The sequence below is a fragment of the Terrabacter sp. 05T424 genome, from assembly GCF_056396225.1.
Genome location: NZ_JBFTLB010000003.1, coordinates 1 through 25,842, shown reverse-complemented (window position 1 = coordinate 25,842; position 25,842 = coordinate 1). Strand labels below are relative to the sequence as shown.

Annotated in this window: 26 protein-coding genes and 1 pseudogene; 12 read left to right on the top strand and 15 right to left on the bottom strand. The window is 70.9% G+C overall.

The features are described from left to right. The first annotated feature begins 157 nt into the window (after window positions 1–157). A complete protein-coding gene (locus AC1DE0_RS09325; RefSeq protein ID WP_478099637.1) occupies window positions 158–1,006 on the top strand; it encodes a sigma-70 family RNA polymerase sigma factor in 849 nt (282 codons plus the stop codon). A gap of 124 nt (window positions 1,007–1,130) precedes the next feature. On the opposite strand, the gene AC1DE0_RS09320 is transcribed toward AC1DE0_RS09325, so the two are convergent. Both AC1DE0_RS09320 and AC1DE0_RS09315 read right to left on the bottom strand, forming a co-directional pair. Next, window positions 1,131–1,811 (bottom strand): DUF6766 family protein, encoded by a 681-nt coding sequence (locus AC1DE0_RS09320; protein ID WP_478099635.1) that lies wholly within the window; start codon window positions 1,809–1,811, stop codon window positions 1,131–1,133. 81 nt (window positions 1,812–1,892) lie between these two features. After that, complete coding sequence (locus tag AC1DE0_RS09315; RefSeq protein ID WP_478099633.1) at window positions 1,893–2,126, bottom strand: hypothetical protein; 234 nt, start codon at window positions 2,124–2,126, stop codon at window positions 1,893–1,895. A 331-nt stretch (window positions 2,127–2,457) separates the two neighbouring features. Between AC1DE0_RS09315 and AC1DE0_RS09310 the strand changes: the two genes are divergently transcribed. After that, window positions 2,458–2,916, top strand: a complete 459-nt coding sequence (locus AC1DE0_RS09310; protein ID WP_478099631.1) for an SRPBCC family protein — start codon at window positions 2,458–2,460, stop codon at window positions 2,914–2,916. A 38-nt stretch (window positions 2,917–2,954) separates the two neighbouring features. Here AC1DE0_RS09310 and AC1DE0_RS09305 read toward each other — a convergent pair whose 3' ends face one another. After that, window positions 2,955–3,401 carry an SRPBCC family protein gene (locus AC1DE0_RS09305; RefSeq protein WP_478099628.1) on the bottom strand — a complete coding sequence of 149 codons (447 nt, stop codon included), beginning with the start codon at window positions 3,399–3,401 and terminating at the stop codon, window positions 2,955–2,957. Continuing rightward, complete coding sequence (locus AC1DE0_RS09300) at window positions 3,398–4,996, bottom strand: phytoene desaturase family protein (protein ID WP_478099626.1); 1,599 nt, start codon at window positions 4,994–4,996, stop codon at window positions 3,398–3,400. Before AC1DE0_RS09300 ends, AC1DE0_RS09305 begins: the two co-directional genes overlap by 4 nt. Window positions 4,997–5,097: 101 nt before the next feature. On the opposite strand from AC1DE0_RS09300, the gene AC1DE0_RS09295 reads away from it, so the two are divergent. After that, window positions 5,098–6,108, top strand: a complete 1,011-nt coding sequence (locus AC1DE0_RS09295) for an SDR family NAD(P)-dependent oxidoreductase (RefSeq protein WP_478099624.1) — start codon at window positions 5,098–5,100, stop codon at window positions 6,106–6,108. On the opposite strand, the gene AC1DE0_RS09290 is transcribed toward AC1DE0_RS09295, so the two are convergent. The 7 genes from AC1DE0_RS09290 to AC1DE0_RS09260 all read right to left on the bottom strand — a co-directional run bounded on the left by AC1DE0_RS09290 (window position 6,074) and on the right by AC1DE0_RS09260 (window position 12,651). Then, a complete protein-coding gene (locus AC1DE0_RS09290) occupies window positions 6,074–6,556 on the bottom strand; it encodes a hypothetical protein (RefSeq protein WP_478099622.1) in 483 nt (160 codons plus the stop codon). The genes AC1DE0_RS09295 and AC1DE0_RS09290 overlap by 35 nt on opposite strands. Next, on the bottom strand, window positions 6,553–8,982 hold the full coding sequence (locus AC1DE0_RS09285; protein WP_478099620.1) for a molybdopterin oxidoreductase family protein: 2,430 nt from the start codon (window positions 8,980–8,982) through the stop codon (window positions 6,553–6,555). Before AC1DE0_RS09285 ends, AC1DE0_RS09290 begins: the two co-directional genes overlap by 4 nt. Window positions 8,983–9,130: 148 nt before the next feature. Beyond that, complete coding sequence (locus AC1DE0_RS09280) at window positions 9,131–9,856, bottom strand: GAF and ANTAR domain-containing protein (RefSeq protein WP_478099618.1); 726 nt, start codon at window positions 9,854–9,856, stop codon at window positions 9,131–9,133. A 138-nt stretch (window positions 9,857–9,994) separates the two neighbouring features. Then, the gene (locus AC1DE0_RS09275) at window positions 9,995–10,504 is read right to left on the bottom strand and encodes a DUF4383 domain-containing protein (protein WP_478099616.1); all 510 of its coding nucleotides are present in this window, start codon (window positions 10,502–10,504) and stop codon (window positions 9,995–9,997) included. Between the two features lie 73 nt (window positions 10,505–10,577). Beyond that, window positions 10,578–11,270, bottom strand: a complete 693-nt coding sequence (locus tag AC1DE0_RS09270) for a DUF3618 domain-containing protein (protein ID WP_478099613.1) — start codon at window positions 11,268–11,270, stop codon at window positions 10,578–10,580. Next, complete coding sequence (locus AC1DE0_RS09265) at window positions 11,267–11,755, bottom strand: phage holin family protein (RefSeq protein WP_478099611.1); 489 nt, start codon at window positions 11,753–11,755, stop codon at window positions 11,267–11,269. Before AC1DE0_RS09265 ends, AC1DE0_RS09270 begins: the two co-directional genes overlap by 4 nt. Continuing rightward, the gene (locus AC1DE0_RS09260; RefSeq protein WP_478099610.1) at window positions 11,752–12,651 is read right to left on the bottom strand and encodes a hypothetical protein; all 900 of its coding nucleotides are present in this window, start codon (window positions 12,649–12,651) and stop codon (window positions 11,752–11,754) included. The genes AC1DE0_RS09265 and AC1DE0_RS09260 overlap by 4 nt, the downstream gene beginning before the upstream one ends. Window positions 12,652–12,947: 296 nt before the next feature. On the opposite strand from AC1DE0_RS09260, the gene AC1DE0_RS09255 reads away from it, so the two are divergent. The 4 genes and pseudogenes from AC1DE0_RS09255 to AC1DE0_RS09240 all read left to right on the top strand — a co-directional run bounded on the left by AC1DE0_RS09255 (window position 12,948) and on the right by AC1DE0_RS09240 (window position 16,982). Beyond that, on the top strand, window positions 12,948–13,790 hold the full coding sequence (locus AC1DE0_RS09255) for an MBL fold metallo-hydrolase (RefSeq protein ID WP_478099608.1): 843 nt from the start codon (window positions 12,948–12,950) through the stop codon (window positions 13,788–13,790). 230 nt (window positions 13,791–14,020) lie between these two features. Further along, window positions 14,021–14,518, top strand: a complete 498-nt coding sequence (locus AC1DE0_RS09250) for a hemerythrin domain-containing protein (protein ID WP_478099606.1) — start codon at window positions 14,021–14,023, stop codon at window positions 14,516–14,518. 43 nt (window positions 14,519–14,561) lie between these two features. Then, window positions 14,562–15,146 (top strand): DUF2231 domain-containing protein, encoded by a 585-nt coding sequence (locus AC1DE0_RS09245; RefSeq protein ID WP_478099604.1) that lies wholly within the window; start codon window positions 14,562–14,564, stop codon window positions 15,144–15,146. Next, window positions 15,110–16,982, top strand: a pseudogene (locus AC1DE0_RS09240) (catalase). The gene AC1DE0_RS09245 and the pseudogene AC1DE0_RS09240 overlap by 37 nt, the downstream one beginning before the upstream one ends. Window positions 16,983–16,992: 10 nt before the next feature. Here AC1DE0_RS09240 and AC1DE0_RS09235 read toward each other — a convergent pair. Further along, on the bottom strand, window positions 16,993–17,718 hold the full coding sequence (locus AC1DE0_RS09235; protein ID WP_478099602.1) for an ANTAR domain-containing protein: 726 nt from the start codon (window positions 17,716–17,718) through the stop codon (window positions 16,993–16,995). Window positions 17,719–17,876: 158 nt separating this feature from the next. Between AC1DE0_RS09235 and AC1DE0_RS09230 the strand changes: the two genes are divergently transcribed. The 4 genes from AC1DE0_RS09230 (at window position 17,877) to AC1DE0_RS09215 (ending at window position 21,989) form a co-directional block, all read left to right on the top strand. Beyond that, a complete protein-coding gene (locus AC1DE0_RS09230) occupies window positions 17,877–18,974 on the top strand; it encodes a glycosyltransferase family protein (RefSeq protein ID WP_478099600.1) in 1,098 nt (365 codons plus the stop codon). After that, window positions 18,962–20,041 (top strand): glycosyltransferase, encoded by a 1,080-nt coding sequence (locus AC1DE0_RS09225; RefSeq protein WP_478099598.1) that lies wholly within the window; start codon window positions 18,962–18,964, stop codon window positions 20,039–20,041. Before AC1DE0_RS09230 ends, AC1DE0_RS09225 begins: the two co-directional genes overlap by 13 nt. A 128-nt stretch (window positions 20,042–20,169) precedes the next feature. Then, a complete protein-coding gene (locus AC1DE0_RS09220) occupies window positions 20,170–21,129 on the top strand; it encodes a glycosyltransferase (protein WP_478099596.1) in 960 nt (319 codons plus the stop codon). Beyond that, a complete protein-coding gene (locus tag AC1DE0_RS09215; RefSeq protein WP_478099595.1) occupies window positions 21,126–21,989 on the top strand; it encodes a glycosyltransferase family 2 protein in 864 nt (287 codons plus the stop codon). The genes AC1DE0_RS09220 and AC1DE0_RS09215 overlap by 4 nt, the downstream gene beginning before the upstream one ends. A gap of 201 nt (window positions 21,990–22,190) precedes the next feature. On the opposite strand, the gene AC1DE0_RS09210 is transcribed toward AC1DE0_RS09215, so the two are convergent. Continuing rightward, on the bottom strand, window positions 22,191–23,429 hold the full coding sequence (locus tag AC1DE0_RS09210; protein ID WP_478099593.1) for an FUSC family protein: 1,239 nt from the start codon (window positions 23,427–23,429) through the stop codon (window positions 22,191–22,193). Window positions 23,430–23,710: 281 nt separating this feature from the next. On the opposite strand from AC1DE0_RS09210, the gene AC1DE0_RS09205 reads away from it, so the two are divergent. Next, window positions 23,711–24,445, top strand: a complete 735-nt coding sequence (locus tag AC1DE0_RS09205) for a GAF and ANTAR domain-containing protein (protein WP_478099592.1) — start codon at window positions 23,711–23,713, stop codon at window positions 24,443–24,445. Here AC1DE0_RS09205 and AC1DE0_RS09200 read toward each other — a convergent pair whose 3' ends face one another. Further along, a complete protein-coding gene (locus tag AC1DE0_RS09200; RefSeq protein WP_478099590.1) occupies window positions 24,446–25,105 on the bottom strand; it encodes a GPR1/FUN34/YaaH family transporter in 660 nt (219 codons plus the stop codon). It abuts the gene before it with no gap. 224 nt (window positions 25,106–25,329) lie between these two features. Continuing rightward, window positions 25,330–25,842, bottom strand: a 513-nt coding sequence (locus AC1DE0_RS09195) for a FadR/GntR family transcriptional regulator (RefSeq protein WP_478099589.1), incomplete at its 5' end; no start/stop codon positions are given.

The window sequence follows — 25,842 nt, the reverse complement described above, 5'->3', positions numbered from 1 at the left end:
GGTCTCCGACACCCGTACCCACCGGCATACGGCCCATTCGGACACCACGGCGCGCATCGTCGCCATTGCGCCGATCCCGATGTCGTGACAGGCTCGGGGTGGCCGAGCGGTCCAACACCAGCGCCGACTTCGTCGCCCATTCGATGGGAGATGAGTCATGGCGTCCCCAGGCTCAACCGACCCCGCCCACCTGCGTCCCTCGTTCGCCGAGCGTGACGCCGAGACCACCACCTTGTTCCAGCGCCTCTCCGTTGCTTCGGAGCACGAGGCCGAGCACGTGGTGGAAGAGATCACCCTGCTCTACCTCGACCTGTGCACCCGCATGGCCGCCCGCTACGACGGTCGCGGCATCGAGCACGACGACCTCGTGCAGGTCGCCAGACTGGCCCTCGTCAAGGCGATCCGGCGCTATGAGCCCGGGCACGCCCCGTCTTTCGCCGCCTACGCGGTTCCCACCATCAGCGGCGAGCTGAAGCGGTGGTTCCGTGACCGCGGCTGGGTCGTCCGGCCGCCCCGTCGGCTGCAGGAGCTCCGGGCCGAGGTCAACGCCACGCGGGCCGTCCTGGAGCAGGCGTCCGGCGGCACCCCGACCGACGCGGAGGTCGCTGACGCCGTCGGTGCGTCCGTGGAGCAGGTACGTGAGGTCGACGTGGCCGCGACGGGCTTCAGCCCCCTGTCGCTCGACTGCACCCCTGCGGACGAGGACCGTCCCGGGCTCGAGGCCTTTCTGGCGTGCGACGACCACGCGCTGGAGAGTGCCGACGACCGCGTCTGCCTCACGGAGGCCCTCACCGAGCTCGACGACGGGGAGCGCGAGCTGCTGCTGATGCGTTACGTGGAGGGCATGACCCAACGCGAGATCGGCGACGCCCGCGGCATCAGCCAGATGCAGGTCTCACGCACGCTGCGCCGCATCACGGTGCGGCTGCACGACCACCTCGTCGACGACACGATGACCGACGAGGAAGACCGGCCGCTCGAACCGCCACTGACCACCGCGTCCTGACCGGGACCGGCCCGGGTCAGTCGTCGTGGGGGAGTCGGCGCAGTCGCGCCGACTCCCCCACCCGCAGGTCGCCGTGCCCGGGCCCCCGCTGGCCTGGCGGCTGTTCCTCACTCGTCGGCGGTCGTCACGTCGTGGGGCATGCCGACCGGCTTCGACTCCGGTGACCCCCGTTCGCCAGGTAGATCGCGAAGACCGCCATCGAGCCGATGGCGAGCATCTCGGACTGCCAGTTCTGCAGGGTGCGCGACCAGAAGTCAGAGCTGGCCAGGTAGCCGCCGAGCGACACCGGGTCGAGAAGGTCCCGCATGCGCTGCTCGTTCTCGGCGACCCGGCCGGTGACTGCCTGTGCGGACCACGAGAGCAGGAACACCACGGTCATGACGAGGACCAGCGAGTGCGAGTAGACGCCCCGGCGCCAGCCGGCCACCTGCGCCCAGCGGGGCGAGTCGGGCCCGGCGAAGCGTCCGACGAGCTGCTGCTCGTCGCTTTCCCTGCCGGTCTCCCCCGGCTTCTTGGACTCGGAGGAGCCTCGCTGCACAATCCAGATCGTCAGCAGGATGTAGAGGGTGAACTGGAGGTACTCCGACTGCCAGTTCTCGACCAGGTCGACGAGGAAGGACGACGACGCCACGTAGCGGGCGAACGAGATCTGCTGAACGCCGTCGATGCGGGCGGTCTCGTTGTACTGCGCCGTGCCCGCCACCGCCTGCCCCACCACGAAGAGCAGCAGGAGCAGTCCGAAGACGATGGTGAGGCTGTTGTGGCGCCAGGCGCCACGCGTTCCGGTCGCGTGCCGCCTGTTCATCGGCTCGCCAACCCGATCGCGAAGGCAGCGACGAGTCCCGCAGCGATCACCACGACGTAGAACACGAACATCACCTTCATGTCAGGCCCCCTTCACCGTGCAGTCGTAGGGCACGGCGTCGTCGGAGACTTCACGGGTGCAGCCCGCCGCCAGCACCTTCCAGCCGGCATCGAAGCGGGCGAGGAAGATGACCTGACCGGCCATCACCACCTGCGCGCCGTTGATGGCGATCGACACCGAGGTGACCTCGCCGGGCGCCTCGGGAGAGTCGGACTTCAAGCCCCGGGCACAGTTACCGTCGCCGTCCTCGGTCACCTGCTGCAGGGTGCGGGGGGCGAGCAGGGAGCAGGCCGCGCCCGGGTTTGCGGTGGCCAGACGTGCGTAGTCTGTGGCGACGCGTCTCGCCTCCGGTTCGTCGACGGACGAGCACGCCGTCAGAGTAAGAGCAACGGCTAGAGCCGCTGCGGTGCGCGAGGTCGTGGTCACGACGCGTTGTTACCCGCCGGGCCGCACCCCAAAACGGCTCTCGGGACGTGGCGGCCAGCCCGGCCCCCCTGAAGGGGTAGAAGTCACGGAGTCTGAACGCGCCTGTGTTGGGTATCCCGGTTGTGCAGAAGCGCCCGGATGCGACCGAGATCGGAGAGCCATGATCACCACCCGTCGGACCGTCGTGGTCCCTGCACCCCGCGACCGCGTCGCGCCATATCTCAGCGACTTCTCGACGACGGAGCGTTGGGACCCGCACACCGCCCGCTGCACTCGGCTCCAGGACGAGGCGGTCCACGTCGGGGCCAAGTTTCGCAGCGTGCAGAAGATCGGACCATTTCGGACGACCCTTCTCTACCGGGTCGAGCGCCACGAGGTCGAACAGCTGATCACGTTGAGGGCCGAGACCCGGTCGCTCGTGTCGACGGACACGCTGGAATTCGCCGAGCGGGCAGACGAAGGCGGCGGGCTCGAGACGGTCGTCACGTACACGGCCGTGCTGGAGCCGAAGGGCGCCGTGCGCCTGCTGGAGCCGGTGCTCGAACGGATGATGGAACGTTTCGCCGACGACGGAGCGATTGGGCTGCGCACCACGATGGCGCGCGACCTCGTGCACTGACTGAAGTCTCCTCGCCGTTCCCGAGCCGGCTCCCCCGACTAGGGGACGTCGGCTCCGGCGCGTTCGACGAGGATGGCGAGTCTGGCCAGCGCCTCGCGGTTGCGCTGGTCGAGGGCGAGGTCGCGCAGGACCCGCGGGATGAGCAGCGCCGGCCCCTTCTTCGCGTCCTCCTGCATCGTCACCTCGGTGTCCTCACCCTGCGGGCGACAGGTGACCAGCACGACGCCCTCGCCCGACGGCCAGGCACGCACCGTGAGCTCGAGCAGGTGGGGCCGCTCGGAGCGCACGACCGTGGTGAGGTCGTTGATGAGGAGGGGCCAGGCCCCCACGGAGTGGTGGATCTCCGCGCCCTCGCCGGGCCAGTCCGGCGTGACGTCGCGCACGCGCGACGCCCCGACGACCCACTGGCTGTAGCTCCACCCGTTGGCCAGGACCTCGAAGACCCGGTCGGGTGAGGCGTGGATGATGCGTCTGGTCGTGCTCACGTTCGCCTCCATGGTGTGTGAAGTCGGTGGTGCCACAGGGCTGCTCGTGCGGCGTTGGCTCCGCATGCCCCGTGCACGCCGCCTCCCGGGTGGGCCGACGCCGAGGCCAGGTAGAGACTGCTGACGGGCGTTTCCGCCCTGCCCGCCCCCGCGACGGGGCGGAAGACGAGCTGCTGGTGGAGTCCGGCCGTGCCGCCGTTGATGGCACCACCGACGAGGTTGCGGTCCATGGCCTCCAGCTGCTTCGGCCCCAGCACGCGTCGTTCCGTGATCCGATCGCGGAAGCCCGGAGCTCGGCTCTCGATGCGCGCCTCGATACGCTCGGCCATCGCGTCCAGGTCGCTGTCGTCCCACGAGCCGTGGATGGTGGGGACGCCGGCGTTGTCCGCTGCGGCGTCACCGCGGACCCGTTGTGGCACATGGGTGTAGGCCCAGAGCGCCTCACCTCCCGGTGGGACGCGCGTCGGGTCGGCGACGCCCATCTGGCCGACGAGCAGGAACGGCTTGTCGGGAACGAGGCCGGCGGCGACCTGTCCACCCGTGAGCGAGAGCTGGTCGAGCGAGTCGGCCACGTGCACGGTGCCCGGAGCGTTGTCCGGCGCGCCCTCCCACGGGACGGGCCCGTCGAGCGCCCAGTCGACCTTGACCGTGGAGGGGTCCCACTCGAAGCGCTGCATGCGGTGACGCAGCCGGGCGGGCAAGGCGTCCCACCCCACCAGGCCACCGTAGAGCGCGGGGGCCGACACGTCGGCAAGCACCGCTCGTCGTGCTGCGATCTCGCGGGACGCGGTGCGCACCGCGACCGCTCGACCGTCGAGCACGCGTACGCCGACAGCAGGCTCGCCCAGGCACAGCTCGCCGCCTCTCTGCCGCAGCCGGCGAACCATGGCGCCGGAGAAGCCGGCGGCGCCCCCGCGGGGCACGGGGAAGCCCACGCTCTGGCCGAGCAGGACCAGGAGCAGGCCCATGGCTGCCGACCCCGGCGCCTCGAGCCCGATGTCCGCGTGGGCGGCATTGCCCGCGACGAGCAGGCGGGCCGCGTCGCCCCGGAACAGCTTCTCGACGAGGCTGCGTGCGGGCATGAGCATCTCGCGCACCAGCTCGAACCCGCCCGGCCGGAGGACCTGGCGGGCGACGCCGGCGCCTCCACGGACGGGTGGGAAGGGAGTCAGCAGGCAGCGGATGAGATCATCGCCGACGCGGTCCCAGGTCGCGCAGAGCGCGAGCCACGCGTCGCCGTCTCCGCAGCTGTCGGCCTCCAAGGCTGCAGCCGTGTCGTGCCGGTCGCGGTGCAGCACCCCCCACCGGCCGTCCGGGAACGAGTGCCCGACGACCGCCGGCGCCTGGACCCACTCGAGGCCGTGCTGCTCGAGCTGCAGGCCGCGGATCGTGGGAGAGCCCGCTGCGAGCGGGTAGAACGAGCTGAAGGTGTCGTGGATGTGGCCGGGCGCAACCGTCTCGTCACTCCAGACGGCCCCGCCCGGTCTTTCCTGCTCCTCGAGTACGACCACTGACCACCCTGCGTCGACAAGCAGGTTGGCGGCCACGAGGCCGTTGGGCCCGCTGCCGATCACCACGGCATCCGTCGTCGTCACGTCGTCCTCTCGTCAGCCGGTGCGCTGCCGTCGGTTCCCTACCCCGACCACCGGACGGCCAAACGGGTTTGGATCCCATGGGCAGCGGGCACGCAACTGGCGTGAACACACCCCCGCCGTCCGGTTCGGTTGTCCACCCGGTCGTCCTCGTCACCGGCGCCTCGAGTGGCGTCGGGCTCGCCACCGCGCACCGGCTCGCGCGGCGCGGTCGGCGCCTCGCTCTCCTCGCCCGCGGTGAGGGCCCCCTCGAGAGCGCCGCAGACGCCTGCCGGTCCCTCGGGGCACCGTGGGTGGGCACGTTCGCCGTCGACGTGCGCGACGACCATGCCGTCGGCGCGGCCGTTGAAGGGCTGCTCGCGTCGCAGGGCCGGCTGGACGGCGTTGTCTCCAGCGCCGGCGTCGTGGCGTACGGCCGTCTGGACGAGCTGCCGGCCCACCTGTTCGACGCAGTGGTCGCCACCAACCTGCTCGGATCGGCAAACGTGCTCCGGCACGTGTTGGCCCCCATGCGCGCCGGCGGCGCGGGCTCGATCGTGCTCATCGGCTCCATGATCGGCCACATCGCCGTCCCCTCCATGAGCGCCTACACCGTGAGCAAGTGGGGGGTGCGCGCGCTGGCCCGGCAGGCAGCGCTCGAGAACCGTGACGTGCCGGGCCTGCACGTCTCGTACGTCTCGCTCCCCGGCGTCGACACGCCCATCTACCGGCAGGCCGCGTACACCGGCGGGCCGGCCGGGCAGCCCCCTCCCCTCGTCTGGTCGGCGGACAAGGCAGCGCGTGTGGTCGTTCGCGTGCTCGAGCGTCCCCGTCCGGTGACTCACGGGGGGGGCGTTCGACGCGGCCACGCGGTTCGGGTTCACCGCGCTCCCCCGGGTCTACGACGACTGGGTCGGCCCACTCTTCGAGCGTCTAGCCTCCGACCGTTCGACGCGCATTCCGGCTCAGGAGGGGAACGTCACGCGCAGTGCACCCGCGGGCAACCGGCTCGGCGGCGGGCACGGGTCGGGGCTGCGAGCCGCGTTGGCGACGTTCGCCCGTTTGGTGACCGGCCGAGCGTGACGAGATCCCGCGTGCTGCTCAGACGACGAGTGCCTGCGTCGAGACCTCTTTGATCTTGGCGTTCGCCCACGTCATCTGACGCTTCGTCTCGGCCTGGCACCGGGTCGCGAGCTCCACGAGCTCGTCGTGCACGATCGCCTGGGCAGCCTGACCGACCATCTCCCAGTCGGTGAGCACACCCGAGGCGCGCAGGTAGACGCCCTTGAGGTCTCGCACCATGACCAGCTCGGCGTCCTTGGCGCGGCCCACCCGCTCCGATGCCCAGCGGCGGGCCTGGTCGACGAGGGCCGGGGTGCCGTCTGGTGCGGGCTCGAGGTTCTCACCGAACTGGGTTGCGATGGAGGCGATCTCACGCACGTGACGCATCGACCAGTCGGCGAGGTCGTATCCGAGGTGCTGGATCTCATGGTCGACGTGGTGCTCGTCGGCCAGTCGCGCGAAGGCCTTCGCCAGCTCTGCCTCGTCGTGGTGCAGGTCCCGCAGGACGATCCCGATCTTCATCGCGGTCCACCTCCGACAGCGCCGGTCGCGGCGGCCGGCTGGGACGTCACAGGGGTGGACGCGAGCCCGACCGGCGCCGGGGAGAGCCCGCCGTCGCCGTCGGCCACCTTGACCACCGTGCACGCGGCGGTCTTGAAGATCGGCTGCTTGGAAGCAGCGTCCCAGTCCGTCCGGGTGAGCTCGTTGGCCGCACGGCCGTGCTCCCCCGGACGCCAGCCCTCCGGGGTGTCCCAGTAGCCGTAGTGGAACGGCAGGAAGAGCACTCCCGGCCGTATGCCGCTCACCCGCACCTTCGCCCGCACCTCACCCCGGGCAGTCCGGACCTCGGCGAGGTCGCCTTCGGCGAGCCCGAAGGTTGCTGCATCGTGGGCCGACACCTCCATCCAGACCTCTGGCGCCGCAGCCTGCAGCTCAGGCGCGCGAGCCGTGCGCGTCCTCGTGTGGAAGTGGTACACCGTGCGCCCGGTGATGAGCTGCAGCGGGTAATCGTCATCGGGCATCTCGTGCGGCGGCCGGTAGTCGGCCGCCTTGATCACCGCGCGACCGAACGGGTTGAGCGCGCGGTAGTCCTTGGCCTCCAGCGGCGCTCCGGTCTCGAGATCACGACCGTAGGTCTCGCAGTCCTCGGGCGCGGCCCAGAAGACGCCACCGGCATACAGCCTCTCGGTACCATCGGGGGCGGCGTCGGTGCAGGGCCACTGCACACCACCGCCTCGCAGCTTCTCGTAGCTGAGGGCGCTGTAGTCACACGGCCTACCGCGGCTGCAATCGCGCCACGCGTCGAACGCCTCCTCCGGGGTGGCCCACTTGACCAAGGGCTGACCGTCCTTGTCGCGCAAGCCCATCCGGTCGGCGAAGTCGACGAAGATCTCCAGGTCCGAACGCGCCTCCCCCGGCGGCTCGACAGCCTTCTCCGAGAGGTGGACCGTGCGGTCGACGTTGGTGAAGGCTCCCGTCTTCTCGCCCCATGCCGCTGCCGGCAGCACGACGTCGGCCAGCTGCGCGGTCTCGGTGAGGAAGATGTCCTGCACGACGAGGAAGAGCCTGTCCTGCGAAAGGATCTCGCGCATCCTCCCAAGCTCCGGCATCGAGACCACCGGGTTGGTCCCCGAGACCCACAGCAACCGGATCGACCCGTCCTCGACGTAGCGCATGATCTGCATCGCGTGGGTGGGCGGGGTCGCGTGTGGGATCTGCTTCGGCTCGATGTTCCAGACCTTCGCGAGGTCGGCCACGTGGTCTGGGTTGCTCCAGTTGCGGAAGCCCGCCATGTCACCGTCGGCGCCGCACTCGCGGGTGTTCTGCGCCGTGGGCTGTCCGTTCATCTGGAGGATGCCGCAGCCGGCACGCCCGATCATGCCTCGCAGCAGGTGGACGTTGTTGACCTGCACGGCCGCGGCCGTGGACTGATGCGACTGGTAGAAGCCCTGGAGCACCGTCGAGACGAGGGCCTCGGCGCCGCCCAGCAGACGCGCGGCCGCCCGGATCTGGTCGGCCGGCACGTCGCATATCTCGCTGACGACCTCGGGCGTGTAGCGCTCGACGACCTTGCAGAGGTCGTCATAGCCGACCGTGTGGCTCTTCACCCACTGCTCGTCGACCGCTCCGTCGGCGACCAGCTCGTGGAGCAGTGCGTTCATCAGGGCGACGTTGGTGCCGGGCCGGGGCGCGAGGTGGACCGTGGCTGCCTTGGCCACGGGTGTCGGGCGCGGATCGACGCACAGCAGCTGCGGCGGATCTTCGCCCGCCAGCCGGTCAAGGATGCGCATCCAGAGCACCGTCTGCGTCTCGGCGACGTTGTGGCCGAAGAGCGCGATGACGTCGGCGTGGTCGATGTCGGTGTAGGAGCCGGGCTGGCCGTCGCTGCCGAAGGACTCCTTGAGAGCCTCGGCGGCCGTCGCCGTGCACAGGCGCGTGTTCCCGTCGACGTGGTTGGTGCGGATGCCGCCGTGCGCGACGAGCGCGAGCGTGTAGTACTCCTCGAGGAAGAGCTGACCGGTCGTGTAGAAGCCGACGGCACTGGGGCCCTGTTCGTCCAGCAGGCTTCGCGTTCGCGCAACGATCGCCGCCATGGCCTCGTCCCAGCTCGCCTCGACGAGCATGCCGTCACGGCGTACCAGGGGGCGCGTCAGACGGTCGGGCGACTGGATGGCCTGCCACCCGAAGAGGTCCTTCGGTCCGAGACGGCCGTGGTTGACGCGGTCGTCGGGTCGACCGCGGACGCCGACCATCCGGCCAGCGCGGACGGCGACGTCGAACGCGTCCCCGTTGGAGTGCAGGGTGGAGGCGGTCTGCACCCAGCGCTCGACGTCATCCACGCGTACGCCGTCTGCCAGGTGCGTGTCCACGCGGACGGGCCAGCGCCCGCCCCTGGCGTACGGAGTCCGCTGACCCCAGACATCGACGATGCGGTCCTCGGCGGGCACGGGTGGTCCTCCTTGTCGTCGCGGCGGGCCGTCGGCGAACGGCTCACGCACGGACCGTGGCTAGTCCGTCAGCGCCTCCTTACCCCGCTGCGACCCGATCTGTCGCGATCACGGGGAACCGCTGCCCGGCGAGACGCAGGTGACCGACTCAGTCGGTGAGCTCGCGGGCGGAGCGCGGGAGGGCGCCCGTGCGCGCCACATCGTCGGCGACCGCCCTGAGCTTGACGTTCAGGTTCTGGCTCGTGGCCCGGAGGAGGGCGAACGCCTCGTCCTCCCCGATCTTGTGGATGTTCATGAGGATGCCCATGGCCATCCCGATGCGACGGTTCGTGGTCAGCGCCTCCTTGAGGTGGGCGGCCTGGTCGGCGTGACCCGCGTGCATCACGAGCACGCGTGCGTGGGCAGCAAACAGGGCGCCGGTCGTCAGTGACTCTCCCTCGAACGCGTGCGGCTGTCCCCCGTAGAGATTCAGCGCGGTGCGTTCCGGGTCGTCGCCCAGGTGGAAGGAGAGGATCGAGCGCACTGGGGTCCGCTGCACGGTGAGACGGCCGAAGCCGGGCCAGCGCACGTCGGTGGACAGGTCGGCAATGCGCACCGGCTCGTCCTCCTTCGCCGCAACCAGACAGGGTCCGTCACCGAGGGCATACTGCAGCTCGTCGACCGTCAGTGCGACGCGGTCGGTGGCCGCGAGGCTGCGCGGATTGCGCTGCACCGGCCAGGCCGTGATGCCGGCCCACTCGCACCCGGGCACCGAAGCGACCGCGAGCTTGACCAGCCGCTCGAGAGCGTCGGCACCGCCGCTGCCGTCACCGAGGTACTCGTTGAGGGCCACGAACTCCGAGGCCAGATCAGCTTGTTCCGTGAGGGGGTCCATCGCCGCCCTTTCCTGGGACACGACGAGAACGGGCACTCGAGGCATCGATGGTGTAGCCGGCTCTCGGTTCGAACCACCTCAACCCTAACGCAGGCCGGTGTCGGGCCCAGCATCCTCTCTCCGGCAGGTGAAGCGGCGTCAGTGCGGGTCGCCGCGCAGCTCGCCCCGACGCAGGGCGTCGTCGTGCCCCACGGCCACGCGGCGGTGGCGGCGAGCTAGGAGCACTCCGAGCGCGATCATGCCCAGACCGAGGAGCAGGTGCAGCCAGTCGTCTGCGGCGTTGACCGGGACGAAGTTGGCGCTCGACTCTTTGTCGACGAGCAGCCCGTAGAGCCAGAGGACGAGGTAGACGACACCGCCGCCGATGAGGAAGCCGCGCGCCCCCGACCACGTCCTCGACGCCGCCACGCCTACGATCCCGAAGAGCAGGTGCACGATGTTGTGCAGGACGGAGACCTGGAAGAGGCCGAGGAGCTTCGCATCCGAGTGGTGGCCGGCGAAGCTGAGATCGCCATAGTTCGTCGTGATTCCGGGGATGAAACCGGCGATGCCGACGAGCAGGAAGACGATGCCGACGGCGAGGGCCGCGCCCTGCAGGGTGGTGCGCCCGGTGCCTGTCCGGCGTGCGTGTGAGGTGCTGGTGTCCACGAGAGTTCCTGTCTGTGAAGGGACGGGACCGGGCGGCACGTCGCCGCCCGGTCCCGTCCTGTGTCGTGCGAGGTCAGCCCTGGGCCTGGTCCTTGACCGTGCCGGCCGACTCGGACGCACTGTCGCGCACGTCGCTGGCGGCCTGCTGGCCCTCCTGCTTGACGTCCTGAGCGGCGGACTGCGCCGTCTCCTTGACGGACTGCACCGCCTCCTGGGCCGGCGCCTTGAGGTGGCCGGCCGACTCACTGGCGACGTCCTTGACGGTGCTCTGGGCCTGCTCGAGCACCGGCTGCGCCTTCTCCTTGGCCGACTCGGCAAGCCGGCGCTCCTTCTCCGAGGCAGGGAGCAGCGAGCCGACGAGCCAGCCGGCCGCCAGAGCCACGAGGCCAGCTCCGATCGGGTTGCCCCGCGCCGTGCGCTCGACCTTGTGGCCGGCCTGCTGGGCGGTGTCGGCGACGCCGTGAACCATGCCGGAAGCCTGGTCGCCCGCGCCCTGAGCCACACCGGATGCCTTGTCGCCGGCGTTCGAGGCGGCGCCCATGACGTGGTCCCGGAGCCGGCCGGCCCGGCCCTTGACCTTCTCCGCCTGGCGGTGGGCGATGTGGCCGGGGCTCACCGACTCACCGAGGGCGTTGACGTCGCGGCTGAGTCCCGCCCGGGTGCGCTCGATGTCGGCGCGGATGGCGTCCGGGTCCTTCGTGCTCGGATCGGTGGTCGTCGGGTCGTTCGTCATCGGATTGTTCGTCATCGGATAGTTCGTGCTCATGAGGTCTCCTCGTTTCCCTTCAGCGCGTCGGGCACCCGCTTGGCGGTTTCCGCCGTGCGCGGTAGTCCCTGGATCTGCTTGGCGTTCTTACGGCCGACTGCGGCGAGCACCGCCGCGACGATCCCCCACACCGCCATGACGATCACGGCGGCCCAGCCCCGGCTGTCCAAGGCGCTCGAGAGGAACTCCCACACGGCGATGGACAAGAACAGCAGGGTCATCCACCCAGCAAGGGCCGCAGCACCGAACTGGCCCGCCGCCTTGCCGGCGCGCTTGGCAGAGTCGCGGACCTCGGCCTTGGCCAGCTCCACCTCCTGGCGCATCAAGGTGCTCAAGCCCTGTGAGATGTCGCCGACGAGCTCGCCGATGGAGGCTTGCTCCGCCTTCTCGTGCGCGCTCTCGCGGACGCCCTCGTAGGGGCCGGCGTAGGAGGCTCCCTGGGTGCCCAGGCCGCCGCCGAGCTCATCGCGGGGAACGGTGCTCATCCGCGAGCCTCGCTCTCCCCATCGACGTACAGGACGTCTGTCTGGTCGGTGACGTCGTCTGTGGTGACGCCGTCGGTGGCCGTGGTCATCGCGTGGGTGTCCGTTTCCCGGACCCCGATGGTGTACGGCTCGGAACGCACCGGGGACACATCGGGCGGGAGTCCGACGGTGCTGGCCCCGGCCGTGGCGGCGCCGGTCATGCCTGCTCCTGCCGTGCCCGTGGTGTACCCGGCGGCTGGGTAGGAGCCCGCAGTGCCGGTCGACGCCACGGGGTAGCCGGACGTACCGGACTGCTGCTGGCCCGCGCCGCTGCCCGTGAGACCACGGGTCATGCGTCCGCCCAGCACACCGATCGCGGCGGCACCGAGGAGGAAGGCACCCGGGCGTCGGCGCGCGAGCGAGCGCACCTCGTCGAGGATGTCTCCGGGCTGCTTGTTGTCGAGCCAGTCGGCGAACGACGACGCGTGGGAGGCGGCCTGGTGGGCGGCTTCTCCCGCGATGCCCTGCTGGTCCGAGCTCGACGCCATCTGGCGCAGCTCGTCGGCCAGCGAGCGCAGGCCACCGACCGCGCGCTGTCCCTGAGAGGACGCCTGGCCGTCCAGCTCGGTACGCAGCTGGTCGAAGAGCGTCCGCAGCTGGGTGGTGGCCTCGGACACGACGTCCTTGGCTCCCGATACCGCTGTCTCGGCGACCTGTCGGCCGCTGTCGGCCGCGTCGGACGCCACCGACTTCGCCTCCTCGCCGACGGCAGCTGCTGTCGACGACGAGGCCTGGCCACCCGTCGACGTGGAGCCGAGCGACGTGGTGCCGTTCGCGCCGGTCGCAAGCCCGGACGTCGTGGGGGTCCCGGAAGTCAGGTCATCCGGAACGGTTGTCTCATAAGGTCGTTCGGTCATGGATCCGTGTCCCTTCATCGGTCGCCCTCCGCGGGCCCCGTTCTCGAGCTCCGACGTGGCGGGCGTGCTGTCACGGGTTTGGGGTACCCACCCGGGTTGGGGATCAATCCCTCTTGAATCGCCTGATCTGAATTCGCCGACACCGGGTATGACAGCCGTCTCGCTGTGTGTGTGGCGCCACCCAGCCCCGCGTCGCGCGGCGCGCCCCGGCTCGCGACATCGCACAGATCGCATGGCGATTCACCGCTGAAGCGCTGGGTAGGCAATGGCCACCCGCTACCCGGAGGGAGCCGCGGATGGACGAGCCCACCAGCGCAGGTGATGCGCGTCCTGAGAAGGTCTTCGAGCCCCAGACGCGGGCCGCGCTGACGTTCGTCGGAACGGCGACGACGGTCCTGGAGCTCGGGTCATTCACGCTACTCACCGACCCGAACTTCCTGCACCGGGGGCAGCGCGCGTACCTCGGCAAGGGATTGTGGTCCACCCGCCTCACCGATCCCGCCGTGCGCGTCGATGAGCTACCTGCCATCGACCTGGTGGTGCTCTCACACCTGCACGGCGACCACTTCGACCGCGTTGCCCGTCGCGGTCTCGCCAGAGGCACCCGCGTCGTCACGACGCCGCAAGCCGCCCGACGCCTGGACCGCTGGGGCTTCGCCACCCGGGGACTGCGCACGTGGGAGCGGCTGGAGATCGCACGCGGAGACGAGGAGCTCTCCGTGACCGCCGTTCCGGCCATCCATGCCCGAGGCCTGATGGGGCTCGCGCTACCGCCCGTCATGGGTTCGGTCGTGGAGCACCGGGTCGCGGGCAGGCTGCGGCACCGGATCTACGTCAGCGGCGACACGCTCACCGGCGAGCACGTCGACGAGGTCCGCCTGCGCTTCCCCGAGATCGACACCGCCGTCGTGCACCTGGGCGGCACCCGCGTGCTGCTGCACACGGTGACGATGGACGCCGGGCAGGGCGTGGACTTCCTCCGTCGCGTCGAACCGCGCCTGACGGTGCCGGTGCACCACTCGGACTACGGCGTGTTCAGGTCGCGGCTCGACGACTTCCTCGGCGCCGCAGACGCGGCCGGCTTCCGCGACATACGGCCGATGTCACCCGGCGAGCGGATCGACCTCGCCGTCAGGTGAGGCACCGACGGGCGACGGAGCCGCCGCAGCCGCTCCCAGCCGAACAACTCGGTTGCGACGCGCTGCAGCTCGTCACGGGTCTTGTCAGGCACGGGCCTCACCTACCCGCCGTGGCTCGGTCGTCGGCGCCTCCACAGCATTCGGTCTCGGGGACGGACGTTGCCGGCGGGTGGGTAAGGACGCATCGGGCCCGGGAGCCGGGCCCCGAAGCCACAGCACCGAGGAGCGCCATGTCCAACGACGCCATCGTCTTGTTGAAGAACGACCACCAGCAGGTGCGCAAGCAGTTCCGCGCCTTCCGCAAGCCGGACCTGACGCCGGTCCAGAAGCAGACCATCGTCGACACGATCCTCGAGCTGCTGACCGTGCACACCTACGTCGAGAACGAAGTGATGTACCCCCGGGTCCGCGAGCTGCTGCCCGACCTCGAGGACGACGTGCTCGAGTCGTACGAGGAGCACCACGTCGCCGATGTGCTCTGCATGGAGCTCGCCGCGATGGACGCCACCGACGAGCGCTTCGACGCCAAGACCACGGTGCTCATCGAGAACGTCGAGCACCACATGGAAGAGGAGGAGCAGGAGTGGTTCCCCAAGGTGCGTGAGGGCCTCGGCCGCAAGCAGCTGCAGGAGCTCGGCGAGGAGCTGCTCGAGGCGAGGAAGCGCGCCCCGCGCCGTCCGGATCAGCCGAGCGCCATGAAGAAGGCGGTCGACGCGGTCATCTCCTGAGCCCGCGCCGTTCGAGCGTCGACCGACGGGGTAGGGGCCCGGCATGGAACCGTCACACGCCACGATCACGCCGAGCCCCGCCGTCGGTCTCGTCGAGCGGCTGGTCGAGGGGCGCCCGTCCCTCGACGGGCCGGCGACCGCCCTCGCCCCCCTCGCAGCCCACCTCCGCGGCACGGGCGCCTGGCGACGTCTCGTCACCGGTGAGGCCATGGGACACGCCGCCCACCCCTTCCTCACCGACCTGCCCATCGGCTTCTGGACCTCCTCCGCCCTGCTCGACCTCGTGGGAGGCCCGGGTGCCGCCGCGGCTTCCCGGCGCCTGGTGGGCGCCGGGCTCGTGTCGGCCCCGGCCGCCGCGCTCACCGGCGTGGTCGAGTACGCCGGCATCGGCCCCAGACCGCGTCGCGTCGCGGTTGTGCATGCCGGACTCAACGTGGTGTCGCTGGGGCTGTATGCCGCATCGTGGGCCACGCGGCCTCGCAACCGTGGCCGGGGGGTCGCGCTGGGACTCGCCGGCCTCTCGGTGGCCGGGCTGTCGGCATACCTCGGTGGGCATCTCGCCATCGGCGAGAAGGTCGGCACGACAACGGCATTGGCGCCCGGTCCCGACGACGTCGGCGTCATCTGACGCCAGCTCAGCCCACTGGCGCACCGGCGAACGCCCGCGCCCAGTCCGGCGCGTTCCTGACGACGAGCCTCGGCGCGCGTCTCCGCGACACCGACCACTCTCTCAAGGCCGGCGAGCGTGGGCCCACGCTCCTGCAGGACCACCACCTGCGTGAGAAGATCACGCACTTCGACCATGAGCGCATCCCCGAGCGCGTCGTGCACGCGCGCGGCTCAGGAGCCCACGGTGTCTTCCGCGGCTATGTCACCGCCGCGTCCATCTCGACGGCAGGCTTCCTCGCCGACGGGGTGGAGACCCCTGTCTTCGTGCGCTTCTCCACGGTGCTCGGCTCCCGCGGGTCGGCCGACACCGTGAGGGACACCAGGGGCTTCGCGGTGAAGTTCTACACCGACGAAGGCACGTTCGACCTCGTCGGCAACAACATCCCTGTGTTCTTCATCCAGGACGGCATCAAGTTCCCCGACGTCGTCCACGCCGCGAAGCCGCACCCCGACCGTGAGATCCCGCAGGCGCAGTCGGCCCACGACACGTTCTGGGACTTCGTGTCGCTGCACACCGAGGCCCAGCACCACACGATGTGGAACATGTCCGACCGCGGCATCCAGGCCTCGTATCGGATGATGGAGGGCTTCGGCGTGCACACCTTCCGCCTCGTCGACGCAGCGGGCGCCACAGCCCATCGGGCGGATGACGCTGACGGCCAACCCGACGAACTTCTTCGCCGAGACCGAGCAGGTCGCCTTCCACGTCGGCAACCTCGTGCCCGGCATCGACGTCACGAACGACGCCCTGCTCCAGGCCCGGCTCTTCTCCTATGTCGACACCCAGCTGACCCGCCTCGGCGGCCCGAACTTCAACCAGATCCCAGTCAACCGTCCGCAGGCGCCGGTCAACGACATGCTGCGCGACGGCTACCACCAGCACGGCGTGCACAGCGGCGTGGCTCCCTACCGGCCGAACTCGCTCGACGGCGGCTGCCCCTTCCACGCGGGAGCCGGTGACCGAGGCTTCGTCGAGGTGCCGGCGCTCGTGCAGGAGAGCGCCAAGGTACGCGCGCAGTCCCGGTCGTTCGACGACCACTTCTCGCAGGCCCGCCTCTTCTACCGATCGATGACCCCCGTGGAGCAGGACCACATCAAGGGCGCCTACGCCTTCGAGCTGGCCAAGTGCTACGAGCAGGCCGTCCGCGAGCGACAGCTCCAGTGCCTCGCCAACATCGACGAGGACCTGTGCGCGACAGTGGCGCTCGCGCTGGGCCTGCCGGCCCCGGAGCCGACGATCGAGGTGGACGACATCGAGCCGAGCCCTGCCCTCTCCCAGGTGGGAACGGCCTTCCCCGCAGACGGACGGAAGATTGGCATCGTCGTCGACGCGTCGACCGACGCGTCAGCGGTGGCCGAGGTCGTCGGAGCCGTGCGGGCCTACCGCATGGTCCCGTTCGTCATCGCCCCGAGCGGGGGGAAGATCGGGGACGTCCTCGTGGAACGGGTCTACGCGACGGCGCGGTCGTTCGAGTACGACGCGCTGATGGTCCTCGGTGCGGCTCCTGGAGACGACACCCTGCCCGGGCTGGACGCCCGCGCCGGTCAGCCGTCGAGGGCCGTGAGCGTGGACCCTCGGATCACCGTGCTGGCCGCGGAGATGTGGCGGCACAGCAAGGTGGTCGCGGCCCTCGGCCAGGGTGTCGAAGCGCTCGGCGCCTCCGGCATCCCCACCGACGGACGGGGCGTCGTGACCGGCACCGACGCATCGGCCCCCGCCGACGTCCTGGCCGAGCTCGCCGAGCTGCTGACCCTGCACCGCGTCTGGGACCGCTTCCCGCCGTCCGCAGCCTGACGGCGCGCGGTCAGTCGCGCGGGTGCGGGTCCCCGTCGCCAAGGCTCGCATACGTGTCGATGAGCGCGCGTGCGAGCACGGCGACGGGGACACCCGCCCGCGCGGCCGCATCCCGCAGACGCGCCTCGGCCTCGTTCGGGTCTGTGACCCCCTCGGCGATGAGCACCCCTACCGCCTGGTCGACGAGTCTCGCCTCGCGGAGGTTGCCGACGCTCAGAGTCGCCTGTTGCCGGGTGCGGAAGGCGAGGTCGGCGTTGTGGATCGCTCCCGGAGCCCAGGCTCCGAACAGCGCGGCAAGCTGCCCGACGTGCCCGCGGAACGAGGCGGGCCCCGAGCCGTAGAAGTTGGCGCCGCCCGTCACGATGCCGCTGCGGAGGAAGGGCAGCGACAGGCTGCTCCGGACACCGTGCGCGGCCGAAGCCTGCGCGAACAGCTGCCACCTCTGCTCGTCGAACAGGCTGTCCGCGGTGGTCTCGATGACGTCGCCCGTGTCGGCGGCGCTCACGCACGGGCCCGCGTCGAGGTACTGCACCGCGTCGAGGAGCCCGACGTCGGGGTCGCTGGCGACGTAGGTGAGCACGAGGTCCTCGACCACCAGGCCGAGGCTCATTCCCATGAGCTCGGGAACCACCTGCTGGGCCTCGCTGACGAGCTCGCGCAGCTCCCCTCTCAGGCCGACGTCGCCGTAGGTCTCGAGTTCTGTCAGTGCCGCGTCGGTCTCGGGAGTCGGCTCCATGCCGCTCCCTTACCCACGAAGGACCGCGACGCCGCGCAGCGTCCGAACGACCGCTGCTCTGGGTACTTCCCTTGGTGGAGGCCCCAGCCACGCGGCCCCCGTCCGCGCCGGCGCCCCCTCACACGGCGCGCGGTGTGCCTGTTCCGAAAGGCACTCGGTTGAGCCTAGTCATCGCCTCCATTCCCTCCAACCACGTCTACGTGCGTCACCTGAGCGCACCCGACGGCGATCCCACCGTCACGCGCCTGCCCGACCCCAGACCGCGGGCTGACGTGCCGGATGCCCAGTGGTGGCCGCCTCGGATGCTCGAGCCCGGATGGGTCCCCATCCATGCCGACGAGTTCGACCTCATGCACGTGCACTTCGGCTTTGACGCCGTCTCACCCGACGAGCTGGCAGAGCTCACCTCCGAGCTGCGGCGGCACGACCGACCGCTGGTCGTGACCGTCCACGACCTGCGCAACCCGCACCACGTGGAGCCCGCCCTGCACGACGCCCAGCTCGGAGTACTCGTGGAGGCGGCCGACGCCGTGCTGACGCTCACGCCCGGTGCCGCAGCGGAGATCCGTGAGCGCTGGGGGCGAGAGGCCCTGGTGGTTCCCCACCCGCACGTCGTGGAGCTGGAACGGGCTGCCCGACCGCGCACGCCGCATGACGGCTTCGTCATCGGGGTGCACGTCAAGAGCCTGCGCGCCGGCATGGACCCGCTGCCCGTCATCGACGAGGTGGTGGGGGTCCTGGGCGAGCTGCCGGGGGCCACGCTGAGGGTCGACGCCCACACGGACGTCATGACTCCCGGGCACGACCGTCACGCGATGGAGGTCGAGTCGCACCTGCGCCGGCTCGAGTCGGAAGGACTCGTGGAGCTGCACGTGCACGACTACTTCAGCGACGACGAGCTCTGGGACTACCTGCAGTCGCTCGACGTCTCGGTCCTGCCCTACCGTTTCGGCACGCACTCCGGCTGGCTCGAGGCGTGCCATGACCTCGGCACCGCCGTCGCTGCTCCCGACTGCGGGTACTACGCCGAGCAGCGGCCGTGCCTGACGTATGCCGCGCCGAGATCGGGGCGGGGCCAGTCGACCGCGCCGTCGCTCGCCGACGTCCTTCGCACCGCCTACGACGAACGCCCGCAGTGGCGGGCAGACCCCGCCGACCGCCGGCGTGAGCGCACCGAGATTGCGCGCACTCATGAGCAGGTCTACGTGGATGTCCTTGCGGCAGTGCGCAACAGAGGTGCCGCATGCACGTCGTGATCATTGCCGCGTCCGCCTACCCGATCGTCGAGCCCTTTGCCGGCGGGCTGGAGTCGCTGACGTGGCACCTGGCCAGTGGTCTTCGCGAACGTGACGTGGACGTGACCGTCTTCGCCGCCCCCGGCAGCGATCCGGGCCTCGATGTCACCCACCTCGACGTGCCACCCCTACGGCTCAGCGACGCAGCACGGGCGGATGTCGCGATGGTGCCCGAGTCGTGGCTGCGCACACACCACGCCTACCTGCAGGTCATGCTCTCGCTGCGGCAACGCCACGACGTGGACATCGTGCACAACAACAGCTTGCACCACCTTCCGGTCGCCATGGCCGACTCCTTGCCCATGCCCGTGCTGACCACCCTGCACACCCCGCCCACCCCGTGGTTGGAGCCCGCCGTCGACATCGCGACATCGAGGCCCGGTGGCTCCCGCAACCACTTCACAGCCGTCAGCTCCCACACGGCCGGCTCCTGGTCCCACGTCACGCCGGCCCGGGTGGTGCACAACGGGATCGACGTACGCCGGTGGACGCCGGGCGACGGCGGAACCGGTCTCGCCTGGGCGGGGCGCATCGTGCCCGAGAAGGCCCCGCACCGCGCCATCGCGATGGCTCGGGCGGCGGGTCGCCACCTGCGGATCGCCGGCCCGATCGGGGACCGTGACTACTTCGAGGCGCGAGTTGCCCCCCTCCTCGGCGGCGACGTCGAGCACGTGGGGCACCTCGCGACCCATGAGCTCGTCACCCTGTTCGGGTCAAGCGCTGCCACCCTCGTCACCCCGGAGTGGGACGAACCCTACGGTCTGGTGGCCGCCGAGTCCCTCGCCTGCGGGACGCCGGTCGTCGCCCTGAACCGTGGTGGGCTCGGCGAGTTCGTCCACCCTGGAGTCGGCGTCCTCCTGCCGCCGCACGTGGCCGACGATCGCGCCGCCGAGGCGGTCGAACGAGCGGTGGCGCTCGACCGGGGCACGTGCCGCGAGCACGCGGAGACCCGCTGCTCGGTGAGCCGCATGGTCGACGACTACCTCACCGTCTACTCGTCCCTCGTGCCAAAGGTCGGGGCAGCGTGATCGGCTACTACGTGCACCACCACGGCACCGGGCACCTGATGAGGTTCCTGTCAGTCGCCAGCGAGCTTCGTTCCCCGGTGACCGGCTTGAGCTCGCTGCCTCGCCCAACCGGCTGGAAGGGTCCGTGGGTGCAGCTCGAACGCGACGACAGCGCTTCTCGCGCGGACGTGCCGTCGCTCGACGTCACGGCGCGCGACACCCTGCACTGGGCGCCGCTCCACGACGATGGCTTGTCCGCGAGGGCGGCACGGCTCACGTCGTGGGTCACCAGCACCCGACCCTCTCTCGTCGTCGTCGACGTGTCGGTCGAGGTGTCCGTCCTGATGCGTCTTGCTGGGGTGCCGGTCGTGGTCGTGGCGATGCCGGGCGCGCGGTCGGACCGCCCGCACCGTCTCGCCTACGACCTGGCCGACGCGCTGCTCGCTCCGTGGCCCATGGGGGCGCACACCTCGGGTTGGCCGGATGCGTGGCGGCGCAAGCTCTGGGCCGTGGGCGGCATCTCCCGCTTCGACACGCGCAGCCGGTCGGACGACGAGCCGGAGGTAACGCCTGACGGCGCCGGGCCTCGGCGGGCCCTGCTCGTCTGGGGTGCCGGCGGCACCGACGTGACCGCCTCAGACGTGGCCGCCGCTCGCGCCGCCACCCCTGGTTGGGACTGGGTCGAACGCAGCCCACGCTCGCCCTCCCCCGACCTCTGGTCCGATCTTCGGGCTGCCGACGTCGTCGTCACCCATGCCGGACAGGGAGCCGTGGCCGACGTGGCCGCCGCACGACGCCCGGCAGTCGTCGTGCCCCAGCAGCGACCCTTCGACGAGCAGGGCGCGACGGCCGCTGCAGTGGCGCGGCTCGGTGCCGGGATCGGGTTGCGAGGCTGGCCCCGGGACGCCGCCGACTGGCCGGGGCTGCTCGACCGCGCTGTCGCGGCCGGTGGCGACGGTTGGGCCCGGTGGTCCTCCGGGCACGGCGCGTCCGTAGCGGCACGACGAATCGACGCGCTCGCTGGAACGTCTCCCGCTGCGGGTGAGACCACTGCAGGTGGCACAGGCGAACCGCACCTGCGAGCCGACGCGACGCGAGCAGCCTCGTGACCGGTGACGTCGCGGTGGTGACCATCGTCCACCGGCGGCACGACCATCTGCTTCGGCTCCTCTGGGGGCTCGGGTCGCAGTCGCGGCTGCCAGACCTCCTCGTCGCCGTCGCCATCGACGACGCCGGGGTCGAGACGGTGGTGCACGAGAGCGCGCTCGCGCACCGCGGCGTCGCCGTCGCGGTGCCCTCCATCGGCCGCGTCGGCGAGAAGCTGCCCCTGGCGGCTGCCCGCAACCTCGGCGTGGCCACGGCGATGCGCACCGGTGCCACCCGCGTGGTCGTGCTCGACGTCGACTGCATCCCCTCACCGCGCCTGGTCGAGCGCTACGGCGCCGTCATGGACACCCACGAGGGCGGCCGGCCGCACGTCTGGACGGGTGAGGTGGCGTACCTGCCACCCGCCCCAGCCGGTCGCGACTACCGGGACCTCGACCTCGACGCTCTTGCTGCTCCCCACGGCGCGCGCCCGGTGCTCGCGCCTGAGGAAACCCTTCCGGCGGACGACCTGCGGCTCTTCTGGTCCCTCTCCTTCGCGATGACCACCCGGGGCTGGACCGACATCGGCGGGTTCGACGAGGCGTACGTGGGCTACGGCGGCGAGGACACCGACTTCGGGCAGCGGCTGGCACGGCAGGGCGGGGCGATGACCTGGGTGGGCGGCGCCCGCGCCTACCACCAGCACCACCCGACCCTCGACCCGCCCACCCAACACCTGCATGACATCGTCACGAACGCGAACCGCTTTGCCGAGCGCTGGGGATGGTGGCCGATGGAGGGCTGGCTCGACGCGTTCGAGCGACTCGGTCTGGCGCGACGTGAGCCCGACGGGACGTGGAAGGCCACGCGCAGCGCCGCCTGAACCGCGGCCACAAGGGAAGGGTGGACGAGCCTCTTGCGCCGGGTGACCGGCCGGGGGACGATGTGCGCGCCACCGCCTGTGCCGCTTGGTTGGAGCCAGGCGGTGGCGCTGTTGGCGCCCGTACCCACACTCGCGAGACGCTCACAGAGTCCCGACACCGGATCGACACCGGGCGACCACGCAACAGTATGGGGACGGACCTCACGCGGGCCCGCGCCGGTTGTCCTCCCCACCACCGCCGTCGGGCGCCGCTCCAGGGACGCGGCGCCGGCCCGCCCTCCGATCGACCCGGAGGGCGCCCGTGTCGGTCGGCACGGAGGCGACGTCGTACGACAGCTGGAGCTCGCGCACGGCCCGCAGCGAGTCGCTGATGAGCGAGCCGTAGACCGGCCACGCGTCTGGGTCGCGCAGGGGTGTGGTGCGCACCTCCTCCCGCAGCTCCTCCAGCACCTCGAGCGCTTCCCGGGTGGCTCCGGCGAAGGCGCGGTCGGCCGCGTCGTCGTGCCGGCCCAGCTGCTCGACGGCGACGGCCATCGCCCCCAGGGCGTCCGCGTAGCGGTGCAGGAACGTCGGTGACGGCGCCGGCTGATGGCTATGCTCCTCCCCGGCGTCCACCAGCGTGCGGGCGATCCCGGTCACCTGCCACAGCATCCGGCGCAGGGTGTTGACGGTGTGCTCGTAGCCCTCCCAGTCAACCTGGATCGGACGCAAGTTGTCGCGTGGGTTGAAGCGAGTGCTCTCGCGGCCGGTGTGGATGTCCTCGAGGACGCCCGGAGCGCGGTCGGCGACGTCGTTGCCGCGGTGGTACCACCGTTGGGCCAGGTCGTGGTCCCAGTCGTCATGCAACCCGTCGGACATCTCGACGAGGAGGTCGTGCACCTGCCGCGACAGGGCACTGACCCGCTGGCGGGGCTTCATCACGTGCAGTGGAGCGAGGACCACCGCGTTGACGGCCACGCCGATGACACCGCCGGCCACGGTCTCGACGATGGTGAGGTAGGTGAACTGCTCGCTCGTCCCCCGCACCGTGATGAGCGACAGCAGCACCATCGACGGCACCTGGATCCCGTGGTCGCCCAACCGCGCCCACCGGCCGATGACGAGCGCCGCGAGCAGCACGGCGAACATCGACCACCAGCTCACCCCGACGAGCACGGCGGCGCCCCAGGCGAAGGCGAGGCCGAGCACCACTGCTGCGATGCGCTGGGCACTCGCCGAGATCGAACGCACCATGGTGCGGTCGACGACGAGGAGTGCTGCCATGGGGGCGTAGAAGGGCACCGGGCTGTTCAGCACGTGCACCGCGAAGAGCCACGCCACCACGGCCGCGATCGCGGCCTTGACCAGGAGCAGAAGAGCATCGCGTTCCGGCCCGGGTTCGCGCCAGGCCCGCCCGAACGCCCGCACACGCCCGCGCAGGTCGTCGCGCCAGGCGCTCACGTGTCACGCCCCGGCAGCGGGAACCGGCACTGTCTCGTGATCCCATGCGGTTGCACGGTGACCTCCTTCACGAGCGGGGTAGAGGGATGACCCGCTCCGAGGTCCCGTACCCCGTGCACGGGACCGACGCGCGGCATACGCGGTGTCGTGTCGGTTGCGCCGGAGTCCCGGTGGGCGTCGCCGAGTCCTTGACGGATGAGGAGATGCAGCAGCTCGCAACCGAGTCGAAGGAGCCGGACCCGGAACCGCCCGCCGGCCCTTCCTGGTGAGATGATGTGCGCATGACCGACCTGACCTCGTCGTCGGCCTACGAGCTTGCTTCCCTCGCACGCAGTCTCGTCGAAGTGGAAGGGTTCGCGCCGACGCTCCGGAAGATCGTGGACAACGCCGTCGAGCTGGTGCCCTGCCAGTGGGCGGCCATCGCCGTGAGCCCCCACCTGAAGGACCATCCGGCAAGACACTCGACCGCCTCCGACGAGGAGTTCGGCGCGGCCGTGGCCCGGATCGCCGGTCAGGCAGGAGAAAGCCCCGGCATCTCTGCGTTCACGAACGGCGGCATCGTCCACTGTCCCGACCTTGTGCTCGATGCGCGCTTCGCCGAGTACCGCGAGGGCATGCTTCGCGAGACGATGGTCCGTTCCGTCCTGTCGATCGCCATTCGCGTGCACGACACCATCGTCGGAGTCCTGACCATGTATGCCGATGAACCGCACGCATTCGACGGGGACGTCCTGGACCGAGCGCGACTGCTGGTCCAGCACGCTGCGCTTGCCATCGCGGCCGAACTCAGCGACGACCGCGCCCAGAACCTCGAGATCGCGCTCGCGCACAGCCGCACCATCGGGGCCGCCATCGGGATCCTCACCGAGCGCTACCGCATCCCACCCGCGCACGCGTTCGAGCGTCTCCGTCACGCGAGCCAGCAGGGCAACCGCAAGGTCAGCGCCATCGCGGTCGAGCTCGTGGAGACGGGCACCCTGGCGGGCGCGCTCGGAGACGTGCTGCGTACGCCCTGACTACAGCTGCTTGCGCACGCCCGCTTCGTGGGCCACTGTGGCCACTTCGCCGGGGGCTGATGCCGTCATGGTGTCGGCGCCCGCGGCTCGACGGCCCACGGGGAGCGCCTCTGCGTGGCGGGCGTCCTCGAGAAGGAAGGCGAGGGCGGCATACGCCGCCACGATCCCGAGCGCCAGGCCTACCCAGCCGGCGACTGTCAACCAGTTGGGCGACGCGGTGAGCTGTCCTACTCCGGTGACGGCAAACCTCAGCGCGCTGAGTCCCATGACCGCCATGGCCGCGACCTTCGTGGTCGCCGCCGCGGTGGGCACGCACATGGCGACTGCGGAACAAAGCAGCAGCACGCCCAGCGCCGACGACGTCGCGCCCGGCGGCGAGAGCAGCAGTGACAGACCGACCGCGGCCCACGTTCCCGCCAGGATCCCCATCCCCGTGCCTGCCACAGGGTCGCGGGCAAGGAAGCCCAGGACACAGGCGATGAGCTGCAGCGGCACGGTCAACCCCAGGATGCCGAGCGCGAGCACGTGCCCCTGATCCGGGTCGACCACGTGCAGCTGCACCATGGCAAGGCCAACGGTCGCCACCATCAGGGCGAGGAACCCAAGGGGCAGAGGGTTGCCCATGGGCCTCACGACGACGCGCACGTCCGGGGAGGTCACGACACGAGTGCCCTCATCGGCGCTCCCTGGTGCTCCCCTGTCACGTCTGCCTCTCGGGTCGTCATGACCTCCAGTTACCCGGCCCGGCCGCTGACGAACAGCTGGCCTCGCCCACCGGGGCGTTCTCGGTCGACGCCGGACCCACTCCCGGCGGCTCGCCTTCCTGCGGCACGGGTTCCGGAGGCGCTGACCCGTCGATCGGGAGAGGGCAGCGCCTGGACTCCTCACCGTGGGGCTCTCGGCGTGCCGCCGCAGCCGGCAAGCGATCCGGCCGCTACGGCGGCCGCGAGGCTGTCGCCCGACTGGACCGCCTCGGCCACGTCGCCGTGCAGTCGCACCGCGACCGGGTACGGCGTGCTCGGCATCAGGTCGTGGTGCGTGCGGCCGGCGAGCACCTCACCGACGACGTCACCGAGCGCGGCGAGCATCTCGTTGCCCGAGGCCGCCAGCAGGGTCGCGTGGAAGAGCTGGTCGGCCCGCAGGTACGCCTCGAGGTCACTCGACTTGGCGTGCACCGCCATCTGCACCACCGCCCCGACCAGCACCCCGCACTGCTCCGGGCTCGCGTGCGCGGCCGCGAGCTCGGCGGCGACCGGCTCGATCCCGCGCCGCACGTCACCGAGCGAGAGCAGCTGCTGCTCGCGGCCCGGACCGTCCAGACGCCAGCGGATCACCCGCGGGTCGAACACGTTCCACGACGAGCTCGGCAGCACGCGGACGCCCACACGCTTGCGCGC